Source organism: Sulfuricurvum sp. (assembly GCF_049277495.1).
Taxonomy (GTDB): domain Bacteria; phylum Campylobacterota; class Campylobacteria; order Campylobacterales; family Sulfurimonadaceae; genus Sulfuricurvum.
In genome coordinates this window covers 18,097-38,846 of record NZ_JBASYM010000029.1, presented here as the reverse complement: position 1 = coordinate 38,846, position 20,750 = coordinate 18,097, and the positions used below count along the sequence as shown (strand labels likewise).

Below are 20,750 nucleotides of genomic sequence, written 5' to 3'. Positions count from 1 at the left end.
TTGTTATATTATGAGCATAAAGATATATGTAGATAAAAAACGTAACAACGTAATTTGGATTAGCATGAAAAAACATACATATGTCGGCATTGGTTCAAGCTCGGAGAGTCTGAAAGCATCGCAAAAACCTGCGGCGATCGAGCCTCTCAAAACCATACGGACGATCTTCCGGTCTCAGATTCATTATAATTTATGCAATTATAAAGATGAGACGATTGCCCGAAGACTTAAAAAAAGGATGGTGGCACTACACCTTGATACACCGCTGCAATATGCCGAATATCTTTTAGAACATCCGGAGGAAGCCCATCTGCTGCATCAAGAAATTTTGATTGGAGCCGGCGATTTTTACCGAGACAAAGAGGCATTAAACGCTCTCGAAGACATCCTGATCCAGTCATTGGAGAAAAACCCTGAGCAGAGCGAATTACGAATCTGGTGTTTAGCCTGTTCTACCGGAGAAGAAGCCTATTCTTTGGCTATTCTGGCCTCTGAAATGTGTAAACGGCTTAAAAAAAATATTGATATTTCTATTTATGCGACCGATACGGATGACGGTTCCCTGATCAAAGCACGTGCGGGTGTTTATTCCAAAGATTCTCTCCAAGAGCTGGATAATGCTTTAATAGAAGAATATTTCACCCTGGATAAAGACGGGTACCATGTCGTACCGTCTCTGCGTCAGCAGGTTCTCTTTTCTAGACATGATCTTCTCCAAGATCCCCCGCTCATGAATCAAGATCTCATCAACACTCGTAACCTGCTGAATTATCTTTTGCCTGTCGACCAAAAAGAGACATTCTCGCTTTATCACCAAGCACTGAATCCACACGGAATCCTCTTATTAAGTCACTTTGAATCAGCACACAAGAGCGTTGATTACTTTACGCCCCTGAATTACCTGTATAAAGTTTACGGAAAAATCATCTGATTTTGGGAATAAAAACATCAAAACCGTCTATAAGGGCTTTCAGCACGGCACGCTTTCCATGCGCTGTTTCCTGATAGAATTAGTTATCCGAATGCTATTCGCCGCTCATCAACTGAATACTCCAGAACACCAAGAATCCGGCGAATAACCAGAGGGTTGATGAGGGCTTTTCTTCGATCGTATGGGCTTCCACTAAAAGTTCATCGGTAACCAGATACAAAAGAGCCGCGACACCGAATGCCAAGATAGCACTGATAATACTGGTCGATGCCCCGGACAAAAGATAGTTCCCCAAGAGAGTACAGGTTAATACCACACCGGCCAAAGCAACCGTCATGATGACAACGCGCCATCCTTTGATCGTATTGGAGACCAGAGACAACCCGAGAAAGAGCAATTCAACCGACAGCCCCAGCGCTAATATCAGCCCGGTATTTCCCCCCGTGGCAAATCCGGCACCGATGATGAAACCATCCACCGCAACATCGATAAACGTCGCGGCGATTAATCCGTAGTTGAACGATTCACCCCCCGAATGACTCTGCTGTTCCTCAAGATGCATACTCCACAGTTTCATCAGATACATCAACACACCGCCGATCGTGAAAGAACCGATCAGTACCCATCCCGGGGCGTGTTCCCGTCCGAGTTCGGGCAATACTTCAACCGCTAATGCCGCCAATACAACTCCGGCAGCAAAATGCTGAATCAAACTGCGTGCCTGGTGCGAAGGGCTCCAGACAACGGCCAAAAGACCTCCGAGGGAGGCAACGATAGCGGGAATAAACATAGCGATAAAGGGTGTCATATCAATCTATCCTATAATAATTTTTTTACTCAGATTTTAATGTCAGTATTTTAATCCACGACGATCGTAAAACGGTGAAATCCATTCTCGTAGTCATACGTCAGGTAAAAACCGTGTTTCTCAACAATTTTTGTGACGATATTAAGTCCAAGCCCAAACCCCTGTGTCGTGCGGGAGCTCTCTTGGCGTGTAAAGGGGGTCAGGAAATGGGTATATTCTTTTTCCAACGGCTTTCCGTGATTGAGTACACTGATCCCGTGTGCATTGACTTCACATATGATCGGCAGTTGATCGGCGTATTTGAGTGCATTATCCAGAAGATTTTTCAATGCCAGAGAAAGATACTGCAAATCCCCTCGCAGCGGCAGATTGGTTTGTATATCGATGGTTATATCCGATTCATTCACGAGACAAAGTTTGCTGAGTGCTTCCAATACCAAGGTTTCGGCCGTAAAATTCTCGGATTGAATGACATCGGTTGCCTGAAGCTTTTCGATCTCCAACAGCTCGCGTGTCAGCCGGTCGAGTTCGTCATAGGAGTGTTTGAGCGTCTCTTTGGTTTTCGAATCTTCCATCTGTTCCAATGCAAACAGTCCCCGCGCTATAGGGGTACGCAGTTCATGCCCGATATCCCGCAGCAGTTCTTGACGCGAAAGGATCAGATTTTCTATCGTTTGCGCCATCTCATTGTAGGTATGTGCGACTTCCCCTATTTCATCGTGCGAATCTACATCACTGCGATTGCGGTACTCTCCGGTTGCGAATTGACGCATACTGGCCGTTATCGATTTCAGCGGCGACAGCATCCGTAAGATGATCATAAAGATAACCGCCAAAACAACCATATCCGCAATCACCAAAAGATTCAGTATCCACCCCTCTTTTTGTGAATCCTGCAAGGACGTATCGCGCAGATAGATATCGTCATCGATGTAGCGAACATGCATCACATACTCTCCGCTATCCGCTTCAAATATCTCGAAAACACCGAAGGTATGGGGTTGACGCATAATGATCCGTTTGGGGGAAGACGGCGCTATGGTCACAAGGTTTAATTTGGAAAGTTTATTCTGCAGTTCGTCGGCTGAGGAGGTTGCCATCCACGAAAAAATCTTTCGGCCGTCGACGACATATTTTTGGAGTATCAGCGATTCATATTTTTGGGTATTGATCGTATCGATTTGATACCCGATCCCGATCATAAGGGTCAGACTGATCGTAAATAAGAGGCTTATTTTAGTAAAAATAGACATCATTCCCCCACAAATTTATAGCCGATGCCCCACACCGATTTGATATAACGCTGCTCTTTGGCATCATCTCCGATTTTTAAACGGATATTACTGATATGCATATCGATCGTCCGGTGTTTGGTCTCCTCATCCAGCCCTAAAGAACCGATGATCTGGTCACGTGAAAGATTTTTGCCCCGGTTTTTGATCAAAAGGAGAAAGATATCGAATTCAATCCGTGTCAGATCGATCGGGTAGCCGTCCATCTGGACGGATTTATTTGCTTCGTCAATCGTAAAGTCGGAGACGATTATCTCATTCTTATGTCCATAACGGCGTAACACGGCTTCCAGACGTAGAACAAGCTCACGGGGTTCATACGGCTTGTCCAGATAGTCATCCGCCCCCAGATCGTACCCGTAGATCTTGTTTCCGAGATCGGTACGAGCCGAAGAGATGATAATCGGTATGTCCATTTGTCGTTTGATCATTTTAGCGACATCAAATCCGTCCATCCCCGGAAGCATCAGATCGAGGACCACGATATCAAAAGGCTCTTTTCTCACCAGCAGGGCATCCAACGCTTTTTGAGGATCGGCATATCCGACAGCCTCAAATCCGTACGGTTCCAAAAACGAGACGATCAATTCTTGAAGGGGAAGATCGTCTTCGATCAAAAGGACTTTTCTACTCAACTTCCCACTCCTTGATATGGCGGATAAACCGTCGCTTTTGTTCCGGGGTCAAGATCGTATGGAGGCGCTCAAACAGCCGTGTCCGGATTTCGATCGAAGTACGTTCCATCTCCAGATTCTTGGTACGGAATGTTTCCGTATCAAACGTCGGGCTGAGAAACAGACTGTTCAATTCATCCTGTGTCTTTTCACTTTGGCGGTGATGGCGGCGATAGGCATGCTGATACTCTTTCATCGCCGCTTCTACCGATTTATGCTGCTGGTGGGTCAAGCCCAGATCATGCAGGTCCATAGGAAAACTGCGGACATCGTCATCTGCATAGACGGGATTTGCCGTCGTGAGGCACAGTGACACTATGATAATTTGAATCCAGCTCATACTTCGCCCTTTCTCATATCGCTTTTATCGCGTTGTCTTCGATAATCCCCTGCTCTACATCGCTATGGCATGCTTTGCAATTGGCACGGCTTTTGATCGCATCACGTTTGAAGACCTCATCCGGGATATCCCTGTGGGTCCGTTTCCAAAACGGTGTTTGGGTAATTGCTATCATATCGCGATTTTCCAGAGATTGCATCATTTTTACCGACATTTCCTGTGATGAACTTTCTGCCGAGTGCGCAAGCAGATACGCTAAAATCGTAGTATGATCGGCAGGATCAAGCGAAGCATCGTCTCCGAAATGGTTCGATAGATCTCCCATCATTTTTGTCCACGATTCTCTCGGTAAAAGGGTCGGAGGATAGAGGGTATGGCATGAACCGCACTCGTTTACAAAAGCCGGATTGGCTTTTGCGTAATCGATCTTCTCATTGTGTCCGGCCGTGAGCGGGTTGCTCGGTACATAGAGCGTATAGATGAGCAGCGCTATCGTGCCGCCGATCCCTATGAGTGCAACCATTTTTTGCGTTCCTGTCAAAACAGCACTCTCGCCGTCAACATTTTTGTGCCCGTCGATCATCGAGTTGAGGGTACGATCCGATTTATGCAAGAGTCTGTCACTCAGGACTCCCATGACATGCGCCGCGATCAACACCCATAAAAGGTTGACAAAAAACTCGTGTATTTCGCCGAACCAATCCATCTCAGCAAAGAGCCCTGTATGCATAAATGCCAACAAGCCTCTATTTTCCTGAATACCGTAAGCCAGCACTCCCGTAATGATGGCAAGTGCCACGGTGGATAGCATCGCGATCATCACATAACTGGCGGCAGGATTATGACCGGCATAGTGACGGGAGGGATTAAAGAGAGTCAGAAGATACTCTTTCAATGCATCCAGCCGCAGATTGAAGTCACTGAAACGGGAATATTTCGGTCCCATGATTCCCCATATGACCCGAAATACCAGCAATACGCCAAGAGCACTGCCGATCGCCGCATGCAGTGAAAGCCAACGATCTTCCAAGGAGGCGATCCATGCACCGACTATCAGCGAAACAAACAGCCAGTGGAATAATCGTGTTGGAAGTGTCCAGACATATACCCGTTTCATTATGATCTCCTTTGGTTTTTACTCTTTATTCCCAACTGCCGTAATTTGGAATACGGATTTCACGCTCTCGATAGCTTCCGCTGGCGGCTTTCGTATGACATGCCGCACAGTTGGCAAAACTTTTGACTTCTGCCTGGGTTACCATTTTTTTAGGTATTTCACGGTGTTCACGTTTGAAATTGGGTGTTTCGGATATGCGCATTGCGATTTCTCCCCCCATTCCGGTCATACGGTCGTATTTGGCTGCGTGCGTTGACAAATAGCCTTGTATCGTTTTATGATCAGCTGGATCAAGTGTTGCGTTGGTACCGAAATGGTTCTCCAGCGTATTCATCGTCTTATCCCATGAACGTTTAGGCAAAAACTCAGGCTGATAGGCGAAATGGCACGATCCGCACTCTTTGGTATAAAGAGCGACGGTAGCTTTCTCTTGTTTACTCATCGGTTTTGCCACTACGGAAGAAGAGTGGTGTTCCCCCTCTTCAAAATCATCATCAGCATACAGATAGGCTCCTCCGGCCAGGATAAGAGCGGCTACGGATAGGTTCAATAGGGTTTTCATTGTGTGTCCTTAATGTTAATGTATAATCTATTCATCTTGCAGAGTAGACTAGTTTTTCATGATGTACGCGAGTACATCCCCTTTTTCCTGAGCGGTTCCCTCACGCGCGTAGACATCCATAAAGTTGCGTCGAAGCCATTTGGTAACCTCTTTAACACTGGTTAAACGCTGCGGATTGGCTCGCGGCGACAAGGGATCGATGACTTTTCCGGTCAAAGAATTTTTACCCGGATTAGACAAGTTCAGTGTATGACAGCTGGTACATGCCATCGGTTTGCCTTGTTTTCCCGTGTGCGTTGAAGTAAATATCTCTTTGCCCCGTGCCGCGTCAAATCCGGTGAAAGCGCGATTCTCTGCTTTTGCTGCCGTTGAGAGTTCGTTCATATATTGAACCACTTCGGTCGATGCCCCCATAAGCGACATCGAGAACATAAATACGATTGCGAGGTATTTCATAACCTGCCTCCTGTTTTTTGATAGTCAAAGTTTAGGAGAAAGGTGTCAATATGTTCCGTCTACTCTCTTGACACTTTATTGACAATTAGATCCGGTTTGACATATTTAATGATTGAGATACTACAATAGAGAAATCTAAAAAACGGGAGCCATACTCTATTATGGAAGAAGCCAAATCAAACGGATTATCCGGTTTAGAAGCGTCATCTTTATTAAAACAGCATGGTTCCAACGTATTGCCTGAAGCTCAACCCAAAACATTTCTCTCAATCTTGCTGAATGTCATAAAAGAACCGATGTTTTTGATGTTACTGGTTGCCGGCTCGGTATATCTGGCTTTGGGGGATCGTGCGGAGGCTCTTTTTTTACTGACATTTGTCTTCGTCGTCATCGCCATAACCTTGGTGCAGGAGCACAAAACCCAGCGTGCCTTAGAGTCATTACGGGATCTCTCTGCCCCCCGTGCATTGGTCAGACGTGATGGAGTAGAGATTCGTATCCCTGGACGAGAAGTCGTTCCGGGAGATCTGCTGATTTTGCATGAAGGAGACCGCATTGCAGCGGATGCGGTGATTGTGGAAGGACAGTTATCCGTCGATGAATCGCTCCTGAGCGGAGAATCCGTTCCGGTAAGCAAATTAGCGAATGGTTCTTCTATCCATCCGGGAGCAGATTCCTGTACGACATTATTTGCCAGTACGATTGTGACGAAAGGGGTGGCATCCGCCATCGTCTATGCAACCGGGATCAATACGGCGGTCGGACATATCGGCCAGTCGATCGCTGCAACCCGTGAAATCCCCTCAGGTCTGCAGCGTTCCTCCAGAACCCTTATTTACAATCTCAGTATCATCGCGATAGCTCTTGCTCTTGCATTGGTTTTTCTCAATTGGCTGTTGAATGATCTCTCTTTTTTAGAAAGTCTCCTCTCGGGTATTACACTGGCCATGGCGACCCTGCCCGAAGAAATTCCCGTCATTCTCACCGTATTTTTGGCACTGGGTGCCTGGCGTATTACGAAAAGAAAGGTACTGACCCGTCGCATAAGCGCCGTTGAGGCACTGGGTGCTATCAATATTCTTGCCGTGGACAAAACGGGGACACTGACACAAAACCGTATGCAGATTGCCGAACTCTCCGTAGGAGATACTTTCTTTACTGCCGGATATGACGAAGAGTTGCCCGAAGATTTTCACCTTTTGATGGAATTTGCAATGCTGGCAACCCCCGCTGACCCGTATGATCCGATGGAAAAAGCGATCCAAACCTTCGGGCATACCCGTCTGATCGGAACAGAGCACCTCCACGACGAATGCAGCCCGGAGTTTCAATATGACCTTTCGCCTGAAATCATGGCCATGACCCTGATTTTTTCCGATATTAATCCTGCACTGCGTTTACTGGCGACCAAAGGTTCTCCGGAAGCCGTCGTCGATCTATGTCATCTCCCTGAAATACAGAAACATGAAATCCTTAGCCGTGTCGAAGCGATGGCCGCACGGGGATTACGCGTACTCGGAGTTGCCAGAGGCGAATTTCAAGCTGAAAATGACACACCCGTTTGGCCGAAAACACAGCATGATTTTGATTTTACTTTTCTCGGTCTTCTAGGGTTTGTAGACCCGCCGCGCCCGGAAGTCTCCGATGCAATAGCCGAATGCCGAAGCGCCGGAATACGGGTACTGATGCTTACAGGCGATCATCCGGCTACGGCACAAGCCATTGCAAAGCAAGTGGGTCTTTCCGAATCTGCCGATGTGATTACAGGCGATGAAATCGCCGCTTTAGCTGATGAGGAGTTGCTTACACGCCTTGGTCAAGCAGATGTCTGCGCGCGTATGCAGCCGGAACAAAAACTTCGTCTCGTGCAGCTTCTGCAGCAAAGCGGTAACGTCGTGGCCATGACGGGTGACGGAGTCAATGACGCACCTGCGCTTAAAGCTGCCGATGTCGGTATCGCTATGGGAGAACGCGGCACCGACGTAGCCCGCGAAGCCGCTGCAATCGTCTTGCTGGATGACAGTTTTACCAGTATCGTCGCTGCCATTTTGCAGGGGAGAAACATCTATGACAATATTACCAAAGCTACCCGTTTTGTATTTGCCGTACACATTCCGATCATAGCCCTTACCCTCCTGCCTGCACTGCTGAACTGGCCGATAATACTGCAGCCGGTCCATATCGTGTTGCTCCAACTTTTCATCGATCCGGCCTGTGCGGTCGTATTTGAAGCCGAACCTGCCGCTGACAAAATTATGCACCGCCCTCCGCGTCAGCTTCATGCCAGCCCTTTTACGGCGAAAAATGTCGGATTTGCCGTGGTGCAAGGATCCGGTATCGCCCTCATCCTGCTCGTCGGATATACCGTATTGGAATCCATGGGATGGCCGATCGGCAGTATCCGTATCAGCCTCTTTTCGGCACTTGTTGCTGTTCTTTTTCTTTTGGTTCTTGCCAACAGCAATACGAACTATTATAGACGATCCGATATCCCAAAAACGAATCCTTGGCTGCTGTATATGTTTGCGGGGGTGAGCTTTTTGCTTGCGGCAGTTTTGTTGATTCCGTTTTTACGCAATCTGCTGGGTTTTGGTTCCCTGACTCTGATGCCCGTTATTGCGTCATCTATTCTACTTCTTTTCTCCGGACTATGGCTTCAGTTGCTCCGATGGAGACCTGCCCGGCACACAGACCTATAAGGTCGTGTTCTTCAGACGCAATGCATTGAGTATGACCGATACGGAACTAAAACTCATGGCGGCCGCGGCGATAACCGGCGATAGCAAAATGCCGAAAAACGGATAAAGCACTCCGGCGGCGATCGGGACTCCGGCACTGTTGTAGACAAACGCAAAAAAGAGATTTTGCCGGATATTCTTCATCGTTGCATGACTCAGCTTTCGCACCCGAACAATCCCGAGCAGATCCCCTTTGATCAAGGTAATTCCGGCACTCTCTATCGCGACATCGGTTCCGGTTCCCATCGCTATACCTACATCAGCCTGGGCCAATGCCGGTGCATCATTGATTCCGTCACCCGCCATCGCCACAACACTGCCGTTCTCTTGTAGTTTTTTGATGACGTTTGCTTTATCCTCCGGGAGTACATGGGCATAGACTTCATCTATCCCCAGTTTTTTAGCTACCGCATTCGCCGTTGTCTCATTATCGCCGCTGAGCATCACGACATGGACTCCTTCGTCTTTCAGAGCTTTGATCGCTTCTTTCGAGGTCGGTTTGACAGGGTCTTCAATCCCGAAGAGTGCACTTAGTTTCGAGTCAATCGCCATAAAAACAACACTATGCCCCTCGCTTCTCAGGATATTTGCTTCACTCTGAATCTCTTTCGTCTCAACCCCCAAGCTGCCCAGAAAAGTATCGCTGCCCAATACGACTTTATGATTTTCCATTTCCCCTACGATCCCTTTTCCGGTAACCGCTTGAAAGTCGTTGACATCGACTAAAGCGACCGAAGCGTCTTTGGCGCGCTCGATGAGGGCTTCCGCCAAGGGATGTTCACTGGCACGTTCCAAACTGGCGGCATATTTCAAAACGATGTTATCCTCGAAACCGCCGAGACTTATCAGACGTGTCACGGCAGGTTTTCCCTGGGTCAGGGTTCCTGTTTTATCGACGACCAATGTTGTTACTTTTTCCATCGTCTCGAGTGTTTGTGCATCTTTAATCAAAATTCCCGAAAGGGCCGCACGTCCGGTTCCTACCATAATCGATATCGGAGTCGCCAGACCCAAAGCGCACGGACAGGCAATAATCAACACAGACACTGCGGCTACAACGGCATACGCAAGGCGAGGTTCGGGACCGGCCAGCCACCATCCGACAAAAGCCAAAATCGCCGATATCACAACCGCCGGGACAAAATAGCCCGATACGGTATCCGCCAACCGCTGGATCGGAGCACGCGAACGCTGCGCGGTGGCAACCATCTGAACGATCTGAGAGAGCATCGTATCGCTTCCGACACGGTTTGCACGCATCACCAGGGTACCGTTTTTGTTGAGCGTCGCGCCGATCACGGCATCATTGATCGACTTGGAAATAACGACAGGCTCTCCGGTGATCATCGATTCGTCCACATTGCTCTGCCCCTCGATGACGACACCGTCGACCGGTATTTTTTCCCCCGGTTTGATCCGAAGGTGATCTCCGACGTGAACATGTTCCAGAGGAATATCCGTTTCGTTCCCCTGTGCATCGATATGATGGGCTTGTTTGGGTGCGAGGTTAAGAAGGGTTTTGATCGCCGTGTTGGTTTTGCTGCGTGCTTTGAGCTCCAGTACCTGACCCAATAGCACCAGGGTGATAATGACGGCTGCCGCTTCAAAATAGACATGAACCAATCCCCCCTCATTTTGCATAAGGGGAGGGAAAATATGAGGTGAAACAAGAGCGACGATACTGTATACCCACGCTGTTGCCACCCCTATCGAGATCAGGGTAAACATATTCAGGTTCCAGGTTCGTACCGACTGCCATCCACGTACGAAAAAAGGCCACCCTGCCCATACCACAACGGGGGTAGAGAAAACGAGTTCAAACCACTGGATAGTTTTCATCGTAATGGCTGCGGGTAAATATCCCGCCGCCATATCGCCCGCCATAGCAATGATGAACACCGGAAGCGTGAGTGCCAACGCAATCCAAAATCGCCGGCTCATATCCTCCAGTTCATCCGTATCTTCAGGAGCCTCTGCCATCATAGGTTCCAACGCCATGCCGCACTTAGGACACGTCCCCGGTACATCGCTGATAATTTCAGGATGCATGGGACAGGTATAGCGCGTACGGGAAGTGGTGAGTATGGGTGTTTCTTCCTCTAATGACATACCGCATTTCGGACAGGTTCCCGGATGCTCTTGATGAATTTCAGGATGCATAGGACAGGTGTAAAAAGGTTGTCTGCTATGGCAGGTATTCATTTGACAGTCTCTATGGTCTGGGATACTCACGCAACACCTCCGGTTATTGTTCTAGATCAGCCTTCTTTGTTTTATACTCTTTCTCATCAATCTCGCCCTTGGCATATCGCTTATCCAGTATATCTCTGGCCGAATCACCTTCTTTTTGATTCTCTTTGATGTAATAGACCACTATGACCATAAAAAGGAGCGGTATTAACCAGCCGATTCCCATTCCGAAACCCCATCCGTGCATTCCAAACTCTGTCATGATAAACTCCTTTTTAGCTAATCGGTTATCTTATTTTTCTTTTGTAAATAGATCGTATACAAAATCGGGATGATCAGCAGACTCAGCACGGCAGAAGTGACAACACCGCCGATCATCGGGGCCGCAATGCGCTGCATCACTTCACTCCCGACTCCATGCGAATACATGATCGGCAACAACCCGGCCAAAATAGCAAAAACCGTCATGAGTTTCGGACGGAGACGCTGTACCGCCCCCGTATAGATTGCCGTTCGCAGGCTCTCTTTACTCAAGCGCCCGTCTCTGCGAAGCGTTTCATCCACACTCTCCTGCAGATATACGATCATCACGATCGCCGTCTCCGCAGCAATCCCCATCAAGGCCAAAAAGCCTACGATAACCGCGACGCTCATGTTGAAATTGAGCCAGTCGATATAGAGCAACCCGCCCAAAAGGGCAAACGGAAGTGTAAAGAAAACGATTAATGTCGGGATCGTCTCTTTAAGGGCAAAGTAGATGAGAACCAAAATAACCATCAAAACGCTCGGAGCGATCCATTTGATTTTTTGCATGGCACTGTCCAGATATTCCGACTGTCCGGCCCATTCGATATAGTAGCCATCAGGCAATTTGATTTGATCCACCAGATCTTTGGCCCCTGTTTTGTACTCCGTAGCCCCTATGCCGCTCTTGGGAGTGATATAGATAAAAGTCACCGGTTTTGCCATCTCGGATTTGATGACCGAAGCGCTTTGTTGATAATCGACTTTGGCCAATTCACTCAGCGGTACAAACCCAAACGGCGTTTTGACTTGGATGTTACGGATAGCGCTGAGCGAATTACGGTCCTCTTCTTCGTAACGGAGTGCGATCGGATAGCGCTCCAGTCCATGGATTTGTGTCGTTACTTTCATACCGCCCAAGGCGCTTCGCGTGTAGGAAAGGACCTCATCTTTTCGTATCCCATAGCGGGCAAGTGCCGTTTCATCCATATCGATATTGATAAAATACCCCGCATCAGTTTGGTCGGCAAAAACCGAAAGAGTTTTATCATAGCTTTGCAATTTCATCTGGATTTGTTCTCCGATTTCCCGGAGCTTTTTAATATCTTTTCCGTAGAGTTTGATTCCCAGCGGCGTGCGGATACCGCTGAGGAGCATATCGATACGTCCACGGATCGGATAGGTCCATGAGTTCACCAGTCCCGGAACCTGTAAAGCATCTTCCATCTCCTGCTGAAGCTTCTCATACGTCATCCCATCACGCCACTGATCTTTCGGCTTAAAGGTGATGATCGTTTCAAGCATCCCCAAAGGAGCCGGATCGGTAGCGGTGTCCGCCCGTCCCCCTTTGCCGAAAACGGTATCGACTTCGGGAAAACTTTTGATAATTTTGTCGGTTTTTTCGGTAATTTGTTTGCTCAGGTCAACGCTGATCCCATAGGGGGTGACAGGCATATACATCAGCGTCTCTTCATTGAGCGGCGGAATAAACTCCCATTTGAGTCCCATATAGACCGGTACCATCAATCCCAGTAAAATAATCGCACCCGCAATAACGCCATAGCGTAATTTCAGACTCCAAATCAGAATCGGATGATACAGCCAGACAAAGAAACGGCTTAACGGATTTTTAGACTCTGACGGCACTTTCCCCCGTATAAACCATACCATCAGGACCGGGACCAGAGTAATGGCCAGCAAAGCCCCTGCTGTCATCGCAAACGTTTTGGTATAGGCCAAAGGGCTAAAGAGGAGCCCCTCCTGGCCCGAAAGGGCAAAGATCGGCAGAAAAGAGACGACGACGAGAGCCAATGCAAAAAAGATCGGACGGCCGACGATTTTGGCGGCATTGACGATCGCTTCTGAACGCTGCTCATTTGTAATGACTCCATTGTTCTGATCGAGAACTTTGTGTATCTCTTTATGGGCATTTTCAATCATAACGATCGAAGCATCGACCATTGCCCCGATCGCAATCGCAATCCCGCCGAGACTCATGATATTCGATCCGATTCCGAAAAGTTTCATCAATAAGAACGTCACCCCGATCGTCAACGGCAATACGATCAATACGATCAGAGAACTCCGAAGATGGAGCAAAAAGAGAGCGATGACGATGACGACGATCACGCTCTCCTCGATCAGTGTCTTTTTCAGGGTATCGAGCGATTTATCGATCAGACCCGATCGGTCATACACCGGAACGATCTCGACCCCTTCGGTTTTGAGTTCGCTGAGTTTTTTCTTGATGTTTTGAATCACACGATAGACATCTTCACCGTAGCGGACCATGACAATACCGCCGACGACTTCTCCCTCCCCGTTAAGGTCCGCCATTCCTCGTCTTGCCGCAGGGACACTTTCTATCCTGGCGATATCTCCCAACCTCAGCGGAATCCCTCCGCGTGAGTTGATCACGAGGTTTCTCAAATCATCCAGACCTTTGATATAGCCGTGCGCCTGCACCATCCATTCGAAGCCGTTATTGATAACGATACGGCCTCCCGTATCGTTATTGTTGGATTCTAGAACTTTCGTCACATCCGTAATAGAGAGGCCGTATCGCACCATCGTATCATTATGGATACTCACCTGCAATGTCGGCACAAAACCGCCGATGGTCGCGACATCACTGACTCCGTCTACGCCGCTTAGAGCATATCGGTAGGTATAGTCCTGCAGCGTTCGCAGTTCAGCAAGATTTTTTGTTTTGGAGCGAAGGGCATATTCATAGACCCATCCCACGCCCGAGGCGTCGGGGCCGAGAGCGACCTCTACGCCGGAAGGAAGCGTGCTTTGTATCGCGGCCAACTGCTCGAGGACACGGCTTCGCCCCCAGTAGAGATCGGTATTTTCTTTAAAAATAATATAAATCAGACCGTTTTCATAGGTGGAAAACCCGCGAACGGTTTCGATCCCCGCAATCGCCAAAAATTTTGCGATCAGAGGATAGGTCACCTGATCTTGGATAATCCCGGGGCTTTGTCCCTTCCATGTCACCTGCACGATCACCTGAGGAGGAGAGAGATCGGGAAGTGCATCCAGGGGAGTATTGCGAATCGACCAAATAGATCCCAAGATCAAAAACAACGTCGCCATCAGAACCAGAAAGCGGTTTTTGACACTGAAATCGATGATCTTCTCTATCATTGTCTCATCCTAAAAAAGCCCGTTGATCTGGGCATCGCTGTCGATCAGGAACAAAGCGCTTCGTATCACCGTGTCCCCCTCGGCAAGTCCCGATAAAACAGCGTAGCGATCTGCATCGATCGCTTTGACTTTAAGCGGCACAGGGGTATATTCTCCCGGAAACTCCCCGGCTTTAAAGGCATACCACTTTCCGTTTTTTCGGATAATCGAGGTTGCGGGAAGCGTCAGCAATGTTTTCGGAGTATTCGTAGCGTAAAGGGTTGCGAACATCCCCGGAACCAGCAAACGTTTCGGGTTGCTGATATCCAAACGCAGTGTTGCCAGTGCTTCGCTGTTGCTGATACTGGGATTCAGCCTCGGGTGGGTCGCATTGAACGTATTAATCAGCGCTCGCGGTTTGAGAGTGAAACGTTCCGCACTTAATACGCTTTGAATATCCTGCTCGGGGACTTTTGCCTCTACCCAGACATTGCGGAGATCGACGATTTCAAACAGGACGCTTTTCGGGGTAAACGATCCTCCCTGATTGACATTTTTTAAAAAGAGGTACCCATCCGCAGGGGATCGGATAATCGTATGGGCATCGGCATTGTTATCCGTTTCGATCGCTTTGATATCGCTTCCGCTGAGTCCGAGATAGATCAGTTTTTGCTTCGCACTGCTTAGCATTCGCGGGTCGTGGCGCTCTTGATCGTAACGAAGGGCAATCAGATACTCTTGCTTTGCCTGAAATACTTCAGGACTGTAGACCTTGGCGAGAGGTTCCCCCTTTTTAATCGGCTTGTAGACCGTATCGGCATACAATGAAACCACATACCCCTCAAAACGGGGGACGACATCGACAACCCGGCTCTGATCGGGGGTAATCAAACCATAAAACGTTTTGGAAAAAACGACCGTCTCTTTTTTGACTTTGGTTGTCTGCACATTAAAAAGCTGTTCTACGCTGGGTGTCTTGGCAAACAATAATAGCGGTGCCATTAACCATAGTATTCGTTTCATTTGATTTTTCCTGTAAGCCGATCGATTTCTGCCATTGTCATGTAAAAACTCCCCTGAGCACGGACCATCTCTTTTTCCAGCGCCAGTTTTTGCTCCAAAAGATCAATGTATTTACTCATATCTCCCCCTGAGGTCACATTCAGACGAACCAGATCGAACATATGCTCTATCTGCGGAAGACTCTCATCTTTGATGATGTGATAGATCCGCTGTTGGTTTTCCAATTTTGCATAAAGAGCTTTCAACTCAGCTTCCAGTTCTTCTCTTAGATTCACCGTATCACTTTGCGCCGCCAGCAATTCGGCACTTCTCTGTTCTACGATACTCTCTTGAGTTCCATAGATCGGCAGGGAAAACCCTATGCCGACAGAGACATAATCTTTGAATGCCTGACGCTGGGAATATTCCGCCTGCACGATCGGATCGATATTTTGATCGAGTTGTGCCGATGTGACCAATCTCGCCTGTTTGCGCTTGATATTCTCCAACATTTCAAGCCGATAGTTGTGCACGAGGTTTTCATGCAGTTCTTCAAAAGAAGGTATTTTCGGCTCTTGCATCGAAACATCGACCTCCTCCACCTCCATACCGCTGAGATATGAGAGTTGTGCGAGCGCGGTTTGTTTATCCGATTCGAGCTGGGAGTGTTCCGTTTTAAGACGCGAGAGGACTAAGCGGCTGGCGAGAATAGAAGCATGCTGATTATTTTTCAGGGTATTGTACGCTTCGGAGAGTTCGATATTCTGCCGGGCCAACGATGATGTTTTATCCACGATCGTTACGAGTTTGTTGATCATCCATACCTGTGCACTGTTTTTTTTGATCCGCTCCGCCAAAGTGGCCTGTGCCTCTTTCAAAGATGCGAATACCACCTCTTTTTGGGCACGCTCACTCTCTTTCAGTGCTTCACGCTTACCGAACCACGGGAGTTTTTGGGTAATGCTCACCGAATTGGTCTGCATCGGTTCAATCGAACGGTTGCTGATATCCTGAAACTGGATGTCATTTATCCGAAAATTCAAAGAGGGGTCACTCAGGTTATCGGCACGATCAACCGCTGATTGCGCCGCATTGACACGAGACTCGATTGCCTTTATCGTAGGATGCGTATCCATCGCGCGGCTGATCAGTGTTTCCACATTGTGGGCTTGCAGCAAACAGCTGCAGCCAAATAACCATGCCAGATATCGCATTACTATCCTTTAAAGATTGAGCGAGGTTTTTAGAAGGTATTTCTGATTGCTTTTGGTCGTTACAAATATTTGGACTTGCCACGTCCCTTCCATATCTGCATTAATCACCGCTTCGTACATTCCTTTACCCTTAGGTATCGCAGTAACTTTCGATTCCATTCTAGGCATACCCGGCATTGCCGGCATAAAAATGTTCAGTGCTACCTTTGCATCTGAAATCGGACTTTTCCCCTGTATGACTTTGAGCATCAGCATGTTGCTGCCGGAGCTCAAGGGCTTGTCGGAAATCAGGGTAACCGTCATATCATTACGCTTCACCTGTTTTTCAAATGCCGCCGCATTGACACACGTGAGTGCCAAAAACACTAAAATGATGGAAAGCAGGAGCTTTTTCATTAATAATCCTTATCATCTAAATTTACAACAATTCTAGCACATAAATAACTAATAATTATAGTCATTAATTTAGTATTAATACGGCGATTCCTATGATAAAGAATACCCGTTAGGATTTCAGCAACACAAAAGCGTTACAATACCCATAAAAACGGAGACATATAATGAACAAAAAACAGATCAGCAGTATCCTTTATTGGGTAGTATTGGCATCTATTCTCAGCTATTTGGCCTATTCAAAAGGGTGGATATTCACTAATTTTGAAACGATCTCTCCCAACCAAGCCTACTCTCTGTTGCAAAAGGATGAAAATGTCACCCTCCTCGATGTCCGGACCCCGGAAGAATATGCGCAAGAGCACATCCAAGGTGCGACTCTGATCCCCGTACAAATCCTGAATACCAACCTTCCCCAGCTTCAGAATGTAAAAAATAAAAAGATTATCGTCTATTGCCATAGCGGCAATCGCAGTGTGGAAGCATCCCGCATACTGGCTAAAAACGGATTCGTTCCCCTGAATATCAAAGGCGGCATCAGCCAATGGAAAAGCGACGGGTTTAACGTCGTACACTAAAGAATTTTATTTTAACAGATTGAATTTCTGCCGATATAGATTTAACTCCAAAAAGGAGAGACATAATGGATTCAATCAATTCGAATGCGGACATGGGCGCTCAAATCTACGCAATGAAAAAAGCGATGGAGATTCAAGGGCAGGGAATGATGAAAGTCTTAGAGAGTGCTTCGGTACCATCTGTTGGCGCATCTGACTCCTCTTTGGGCTCAGCATTGACCGGTCTTGGACAAACGCTCGATATCCGCGCTTAAGAGAATGCCTTTGGTATTCTCTTCTTCCTTTTACTTTTCCCCCTATGCTATACTTTCTGTATGAACGATTTATCTGCCGAAATCCCTTATTATGTCTATATCCTCCGATGCAGTGATCAGACACTCTATACCGGAATCACCCGTGATCTGGAAAAACGGCTCACCGAACACAACAGTTCGCCGAAGGGGGCCAAATATACCCGATCCCGCCGTCCGCTTACGTTGGTACACTCACAGCACTGTCACAATAAAAGCGAAGCCTTAAAGCGCGAAATCGCGATCAAAAAGCTCTCCAAATTGCAAAAAGAGGCCCTGCTATGAAAACACTCATTCTCATCCGTCATGCCAAATCCGACTGGAGCAATCCCCTCTTGCGCGATTTTGATCGCCCTTTAAACGGACGGGGGATGCGCGATGCCCCTTTTATGGGGGAACACTTAGCGCTCCAACATATCAAACCCGATTGCATCCTCTGCAGCCCTGCCCTGCGGACACAAACCACGGCATCCGTCATAGCCGAAAAAACCGGTATGGAACATTCTGGGATTATGAGCGAGGAGAAGCTCTATCTTGCCGATGCCGATACACTTATCGAGGTTTTACGCGAACAAGATTCTTCCCTTCAGACGCTGGCATTGGTAGGACACAATCCGGGAATCACCGATGTGGTAAATCGTCTGGGAGGTGTTGATATCGATAACGTTCCCACCTGCGGCATTGTGATCTTTCGTCTCAACAGCGAAACGTGGAAAACTCTGGGTCAGAGTCCCATGGAGCTCCTATCCTTCGACTATCCCAAAAAATTCTCTCATTCCTAATTCTTTCACCGTGCCATAATTCGGCGGCATTCTTTCCAATCATCGTATCATCGCGTCTATGTTTATCCATTTAGATTTAGATTGTTTTTTTGCTTCCTGCGAACGCTTTCGCAACCCCTCGCTTATCGGTAAGCGGGTCGTCGTCGGAGGACGGGGCGATCCGTTCATCTTTGACCCCAAACCGGCACAGGCCAAAAAACTCGTCACCCTCAATTCCGGGGCATTCGTCCCCTCTCTTTTTCATGCCGACCATGATGCGGGCAATTATTTCAAAGACGGCAATACCATACGCGGTATTGTCACTACCGCCAGCTATGAGGCTAGAGCCTATGGCGTCAAGACGGGAATGAGCATCCATCAGGCATTGAAACTCTGTCCGGATCTGATCCTCATCCCCCCTGACCATCTACTCTACCATACCCTCAGCCATCAATTGATGGAGTATTTAGCGACGGTCGTTCCGGTAATGGAGCAATACAGCATTGATGAGATGTTCGGAGATCTCCGAGGATGGGTAGAAGAAGAAGATACCGAGAGCTTTATCAAAAATCTCCAGCAACAGATTACGAAAGAGTTCAAACTTCCCGTATCCATCGGAGCCAGCAGTTCCAAATGGATCGCCAAACTCGCCACGTCCGCCGCGAAACCCTACGGAACGCGGGTAGTGCATCAACATCAGATCGAATCGTTCGTCAACCCCATCCCTATCGATGACTTCCCCGGAGTAGGGAAAGCTTTTTCCGCCAAGATGAATCGCTACGGAATCAAAACCATCGGAGATGCCTGGAAATCCGACATCCTGTTCCACTCTTGGGGACATGCCGGCAAAGAGCTTTATGCGAGACTTACCGGCACGGATAATGAGAGTATCCATCCCAGCCGAAGCCGCAAAGGGATAGGGATGTCAAGGTCCATGGATCATCCGGTCAAAGAACGCTCCGAGCTCTTCCGTCGTATCCATGTCATGGTACGCCATTGGAGCCACACGATCATGAAACTGGGGGTTAATCCGACGACATACTCGTTTTCTCTCGGATATGAGCGGTGGGAAAGCTCCAAAAAACAGTACACGGTGTATCGCCTTTTCAATGAATCCTTTCTGCAAAACTTTGCGATAGAAAAATTCAAAGAGCTTGATCTCTACCCCCATCTGCCGGTCTGTTTCATCGCCATGAGCGCAACCAAGTTTATCCATCATGATCCGAAAACATTTAATATTCTAGAATATGAGAATGATAGCAAGATGCGTAGCCTCACCGATGCGGTGACCAAGATGCGGGAAAAATACGGGCTGGATATTATGCGCGGCGGCGGAGAACTATAGATCGGATTAAAAGAGCGTATATCCGATCTTCGCCAAATTGCGAAGGTTGCTGTCATCCCCCATTTTTTTACGAATTCTTAGGATCAAATTTTTTAAAGCCCCATCGGACATCTCTTCATCCAAGACTTGAGAAAAAGTTTCATAGCGGATGATCTGTCCGCGATGAGACAAGAGAAGTTCCAGTGCATGTATTTCATTTTTTGTCAGAGATATTTTTGTGCCGTCTGAGTGCAAAAAAACTTTAGCAAAATAATCATACGATACCGAGTCGTTAATTTTGGCGAGCAGGAGACCATGTGTTTTAAGTCGGTCGACGGCGAGATACAGCACCTTGATCAACGCATTGAATTCAATCGGTTTGTGTATATAATCAATCAGGTTGAGTTTACAGGCAGCCAGCAAATCTTCCGTTGCGATTGAACCTGATACAATCACGATTGGAACTTTATCATTATCCTCACGAATTTTTTTGGCAACATCAATGCCGCTGATACTTCCCATATGAATATCAAGAAGCACAATATCGATGGAATTGTTCTTATATATATGGAGAGCCTCAATCCCATCCGAAACCGAGTGGACTGTCCCGACAACAAGCTGTAACGTTTTTTCAGTTATATCACGCAGTGTCATATCGTCTTCGGCATATAAGACGGATAGATTTTTAAATTCGCTAAATTTAGACAT

Annotated in this window: 21 protein-coding genes; 7 read left to right on the top strand and 14 right to left on the bottom strand. The window is 47.6% G+C overall.

The window, feature by feature from the left end; all coding sequences use genetic code 11:
* The first annotated feature begins 64 nt into the window (after positions 1-64).
* Positions 65-931, top strand: a complete 867-nt coding sequence (locus WAO38_RS06205) for a CheR family methyltransferase (RefSeq protein WP_422235376.1) — start codon at positions 65-67, stop codon at positions 929-931.
* 94 nt (positions 932-1,025) lie between these two features.
* Here WAO38_RS06205 and WAO38_RS06200 read toward each other — a convergent pair whose 3' ends face one another.
* The 7 genes from WAO38_RS06200 to WAO38_RS06170 are packed head-to-tail and all read right to left on the bottom strand — an operon-like array spanning position 1,026 to position 6,180.
* On the bottom strand, positions 1,026-1,739 hold the full coding sequence (locus tag WAO38_RS06200) for a ZIP family metal transporter (protein WP_422235374.1): 714 nt from the start codon (positions 1,737-1,739) through the stop codon (positions 1,026-1,028).
* 50 nt (positions 1,740-1,789) lie between these two features.
* Positions 1,790-2,992, bottom strand: coding sequence for an ArsS family sensor histidine kinase (locus WAO38_RS06195; RefSeq protein ID WP_422235372.1), 1,203 nt, complete (start codon positions 2,990-2,992; stop codon positions 1,790-1,792).
* Positions 2,992-3,666, bottom strand: coding sequence for a response regulator transcription factor (locus WAO38_RS06190; protein WP_422235370.1), 675 nt, complete (start codon positions 3,664-3,666; stop codon positions 2,992-2,994). The genes WAO38_RS06195 and WAO38_RS06190 overlap by 1 nt, the downstream gene beginning before the upstream one ends.
* A complete protein-coding gene (locus WAO38_RS06185; protein WP_422235368.1) occupies positions 3,659-4,045 on the bottom strand; it encodes a Spy/CpxP family protein refolding chaperone in 387 nt (128 codons plus the stop codon). The genes WAO38_RS06190 and WAO38_RS06185 overlap by 8 nt, the downstream gene beginning before the upstream one ends.
* Positions 4,046-4,058: 13 nt before the next feature.
* Positions 4,059-5,162, bottom strand: coding sequence for a cytochrome b/b6 domain-containing protein (locus WAO38_RS06180; protein ID WP_422235367.1), 1,104 nt, complete (start codon positions 5,160-5,162; stop codon positions 4,059-4,061).
* Between the two features lie 25 nt (positions 5,163-5,187).
* A complete protein-coding gene (locus tag WAO38_RS06175; RefSeq protein ID WP_422235365.1) occupies positions 5,188-5,724 on the bottom strand; it encodes a diheme cytochrome c in 537 nt (178 codons plus the stop codon).
* Between the two features lie 48 nt (positions 5,725-5,772).
* Positions 5,773-6,180, bottom strand: coding sequence for a DUF1924 domain-containing protein (locus tag WAO38_RS06170; RefSeq protein ID WP_422235363.1), 408 nt, complete (start codon positions 6,178-6,180; stop codon positions 5,773-5,775).
* 161 nt (positions 6,181-6,341) lie between these two features.
* On the opposite strand from WAO38_RS06170, the gene WAO38_RS06165 reads away from it, so the two are divergent.
* Positions 6,342-8,879, top strand: coding sequence for a cation-translocating P-type ATPase (locus tag WAO38_RS06165; RefSeq protein ID WP_422235361.1), 2,538 nt, complete (start codon positions 6,342-6,344; stop codon positions 8,877-8,879).
* On the opposite strand, the gene WAO38_RS06160 is transcribed toward WAO38_RS06165, so the two are convergent.
* The 6 genes from WAO38_RS06160 to WAO38_RS06135 are packed head-to-tail and all read right to left on the bottom strand — an operon-like array spanning position 8,874 to position 17,092.
* On the bottom strand, positions 8,874-11,120 hold the full coding sequence (locus WAO38_RS06160) for a copper-transporting P-type ATPase (RefSeq protein ID WP_422235412.1): 2,247 nt from the start codon (positions 11,118-11,120) through the stop codon (positions 8,874-8,876). The two genes, WAO38_RS06165 and WAO38_RS06160, sit on opposite strands and share 6 nt — an antisense overlap.
* Before the next feature lie 43 nt (positions 11,121-11,163).
* A complete protein-coding gene (locus WAO38_RS06155) occupies positions 11,164-11,370 on the bottom strand; it encodes an SHOCT domain-containing protein (RefSeq protein WP_422235359.1) in 207 nt (68 codons plus the stop codon).
* A gap of 17 nt (positions 11,371-11,387) precedes the next feature.
* On the bottom strand, positions 11,388-14,501 hold the full coding sequence (locus WAO38_RS06150) for an efflux RND transporter permease subunit (protein WP_422235357.1): 3,114 nt from the start codon (positions 14,499-14,501) through the stop codon (positions 11,388-11,390).
* A gap of 9 nt (positions 14,502-14,510) precedes the next feature.
* Complete coding sequence (locus tag WAO38_RS06145) at positions 14,511-15,503, bottom strand: efflux RND transporter periplasmic adaptor subunit (protein WP_422235356.1); 993 nt, start codon at positions 15,501-15,503, stop codon at positions 14,511-14,513.
* Complete coding sequence (locus tag WAO38_RS06140) at positions 15,500-16,696, bottom strand: TolC family protein (RefSeq protein ID WP_422235352.1); 1,197 nt, start codon at positions 16,694-16,696, stop codon at positions 15,500-15,502. Before WAO38_RS06140 ends, WAO38_RS06145 begins: the two co-directional genes overlap by 4 nt.
* A gap of 9 nt (positions 16,697-16,705) precedes the next feature.
* Positions 16,706-17,092 carry a FixH family protein gene (locus WAO38_RS06135; RefSeq protein WP_422235350.1) on the bottom strand — a complete coding sequence of 129 codons (387 nt, stop codon included), beginning with the start codon at positions 17,090-17,092 and terminating at the stop codon, positions 16,706-16,708.
* A 164-nt stretch (positions 17,093-17,256) separates the two neighbouring features.
* Between WAO38_RS06135 and WAO38_RS06130 the strand changes: the two genes are divergently transcribed.
* The 5 genes from WAO38_RS06130 to WAO38_RS06110 all read left to right on the top strand — a co-directional run bounded on the left by WAO38_RS06130 (position 17,257) and on the right by WAO38_RS06110 (position 20,063).
* Positions 17,257-17,667, top strand: a complete 411-nt coding sequence (locus tag WAO38_RS06130) for a rhodanese-like domain-containing protein (RefSeq protein ID WP_422235348.1) — start codon at positions 17,257-17,259, stop codon at positions 17,665-17,667.
* A 65-nt stretch (positions 17,668-17,732) separates the two neighbouring features.
* Positions 17,733-17,921 (top strand): hypothetical protein, encoded by a 189-nt coding sequence (locus WAO38_RS06125; protein ID WP_422235346.1) that lies wholly within the window; start codon positions 17,733-17,735, stop codon positions 17,919-17,921.
* Between the two features lie 60 nt (positions 17,922-17,981).
* Complete coding sequence (locus WAO38_RS06120) at positions 17,982-18,242, top strand: GIY-YIG nuclease family protein (protein WP_422235345.1); 261 nt, start codon at positions 17,982-17,984, stop codon at positions 18,240-18,242.
* On the top strand, positions 18,239-18,739 hold the full coding sequence (locus tag WAO38_RS06115) for a SixA phosphatase family protein (protein WP_422235343.1): 501 nt from the start codon (positions 18,239-18,241) through the stop codon (positions 18,737-18,739). The genes WAO38_RS06120 and WAO38_RS06115 overlap by 4 nt, the downstream gene beginning before the upstream one ends.
* A gap of 58 nt (positions 18,740-18,797) precedes the next feature.
* Positions 18,798-20,063, top strand: coding sequence for a DNA polymerase Y family protein (locus WAO38_RS06110; RefSeq protein ID WP_422235341.1), 1,266 nt, complete (start codon positions 18,798-18,800; stop codon positions 20,061-20,063).
* A gap of 6 nt (positions 20,064-20,069) precedes the next feature.
* Here WAO38_RS06110 and WAO38_RS06105 read toward each other — a convergent pair whose 3' ends face one another.
* On the bottom strand, positions 20,070-20,750 hold the full coding sequence (locus tag WAO38_RS06105) for a response regulator transcription factor (RefSeq protein ID WP_422235339.1): 681 nt from the start codon (positions 20,748-20,750) through the stop codon (positions 20,070-20,072).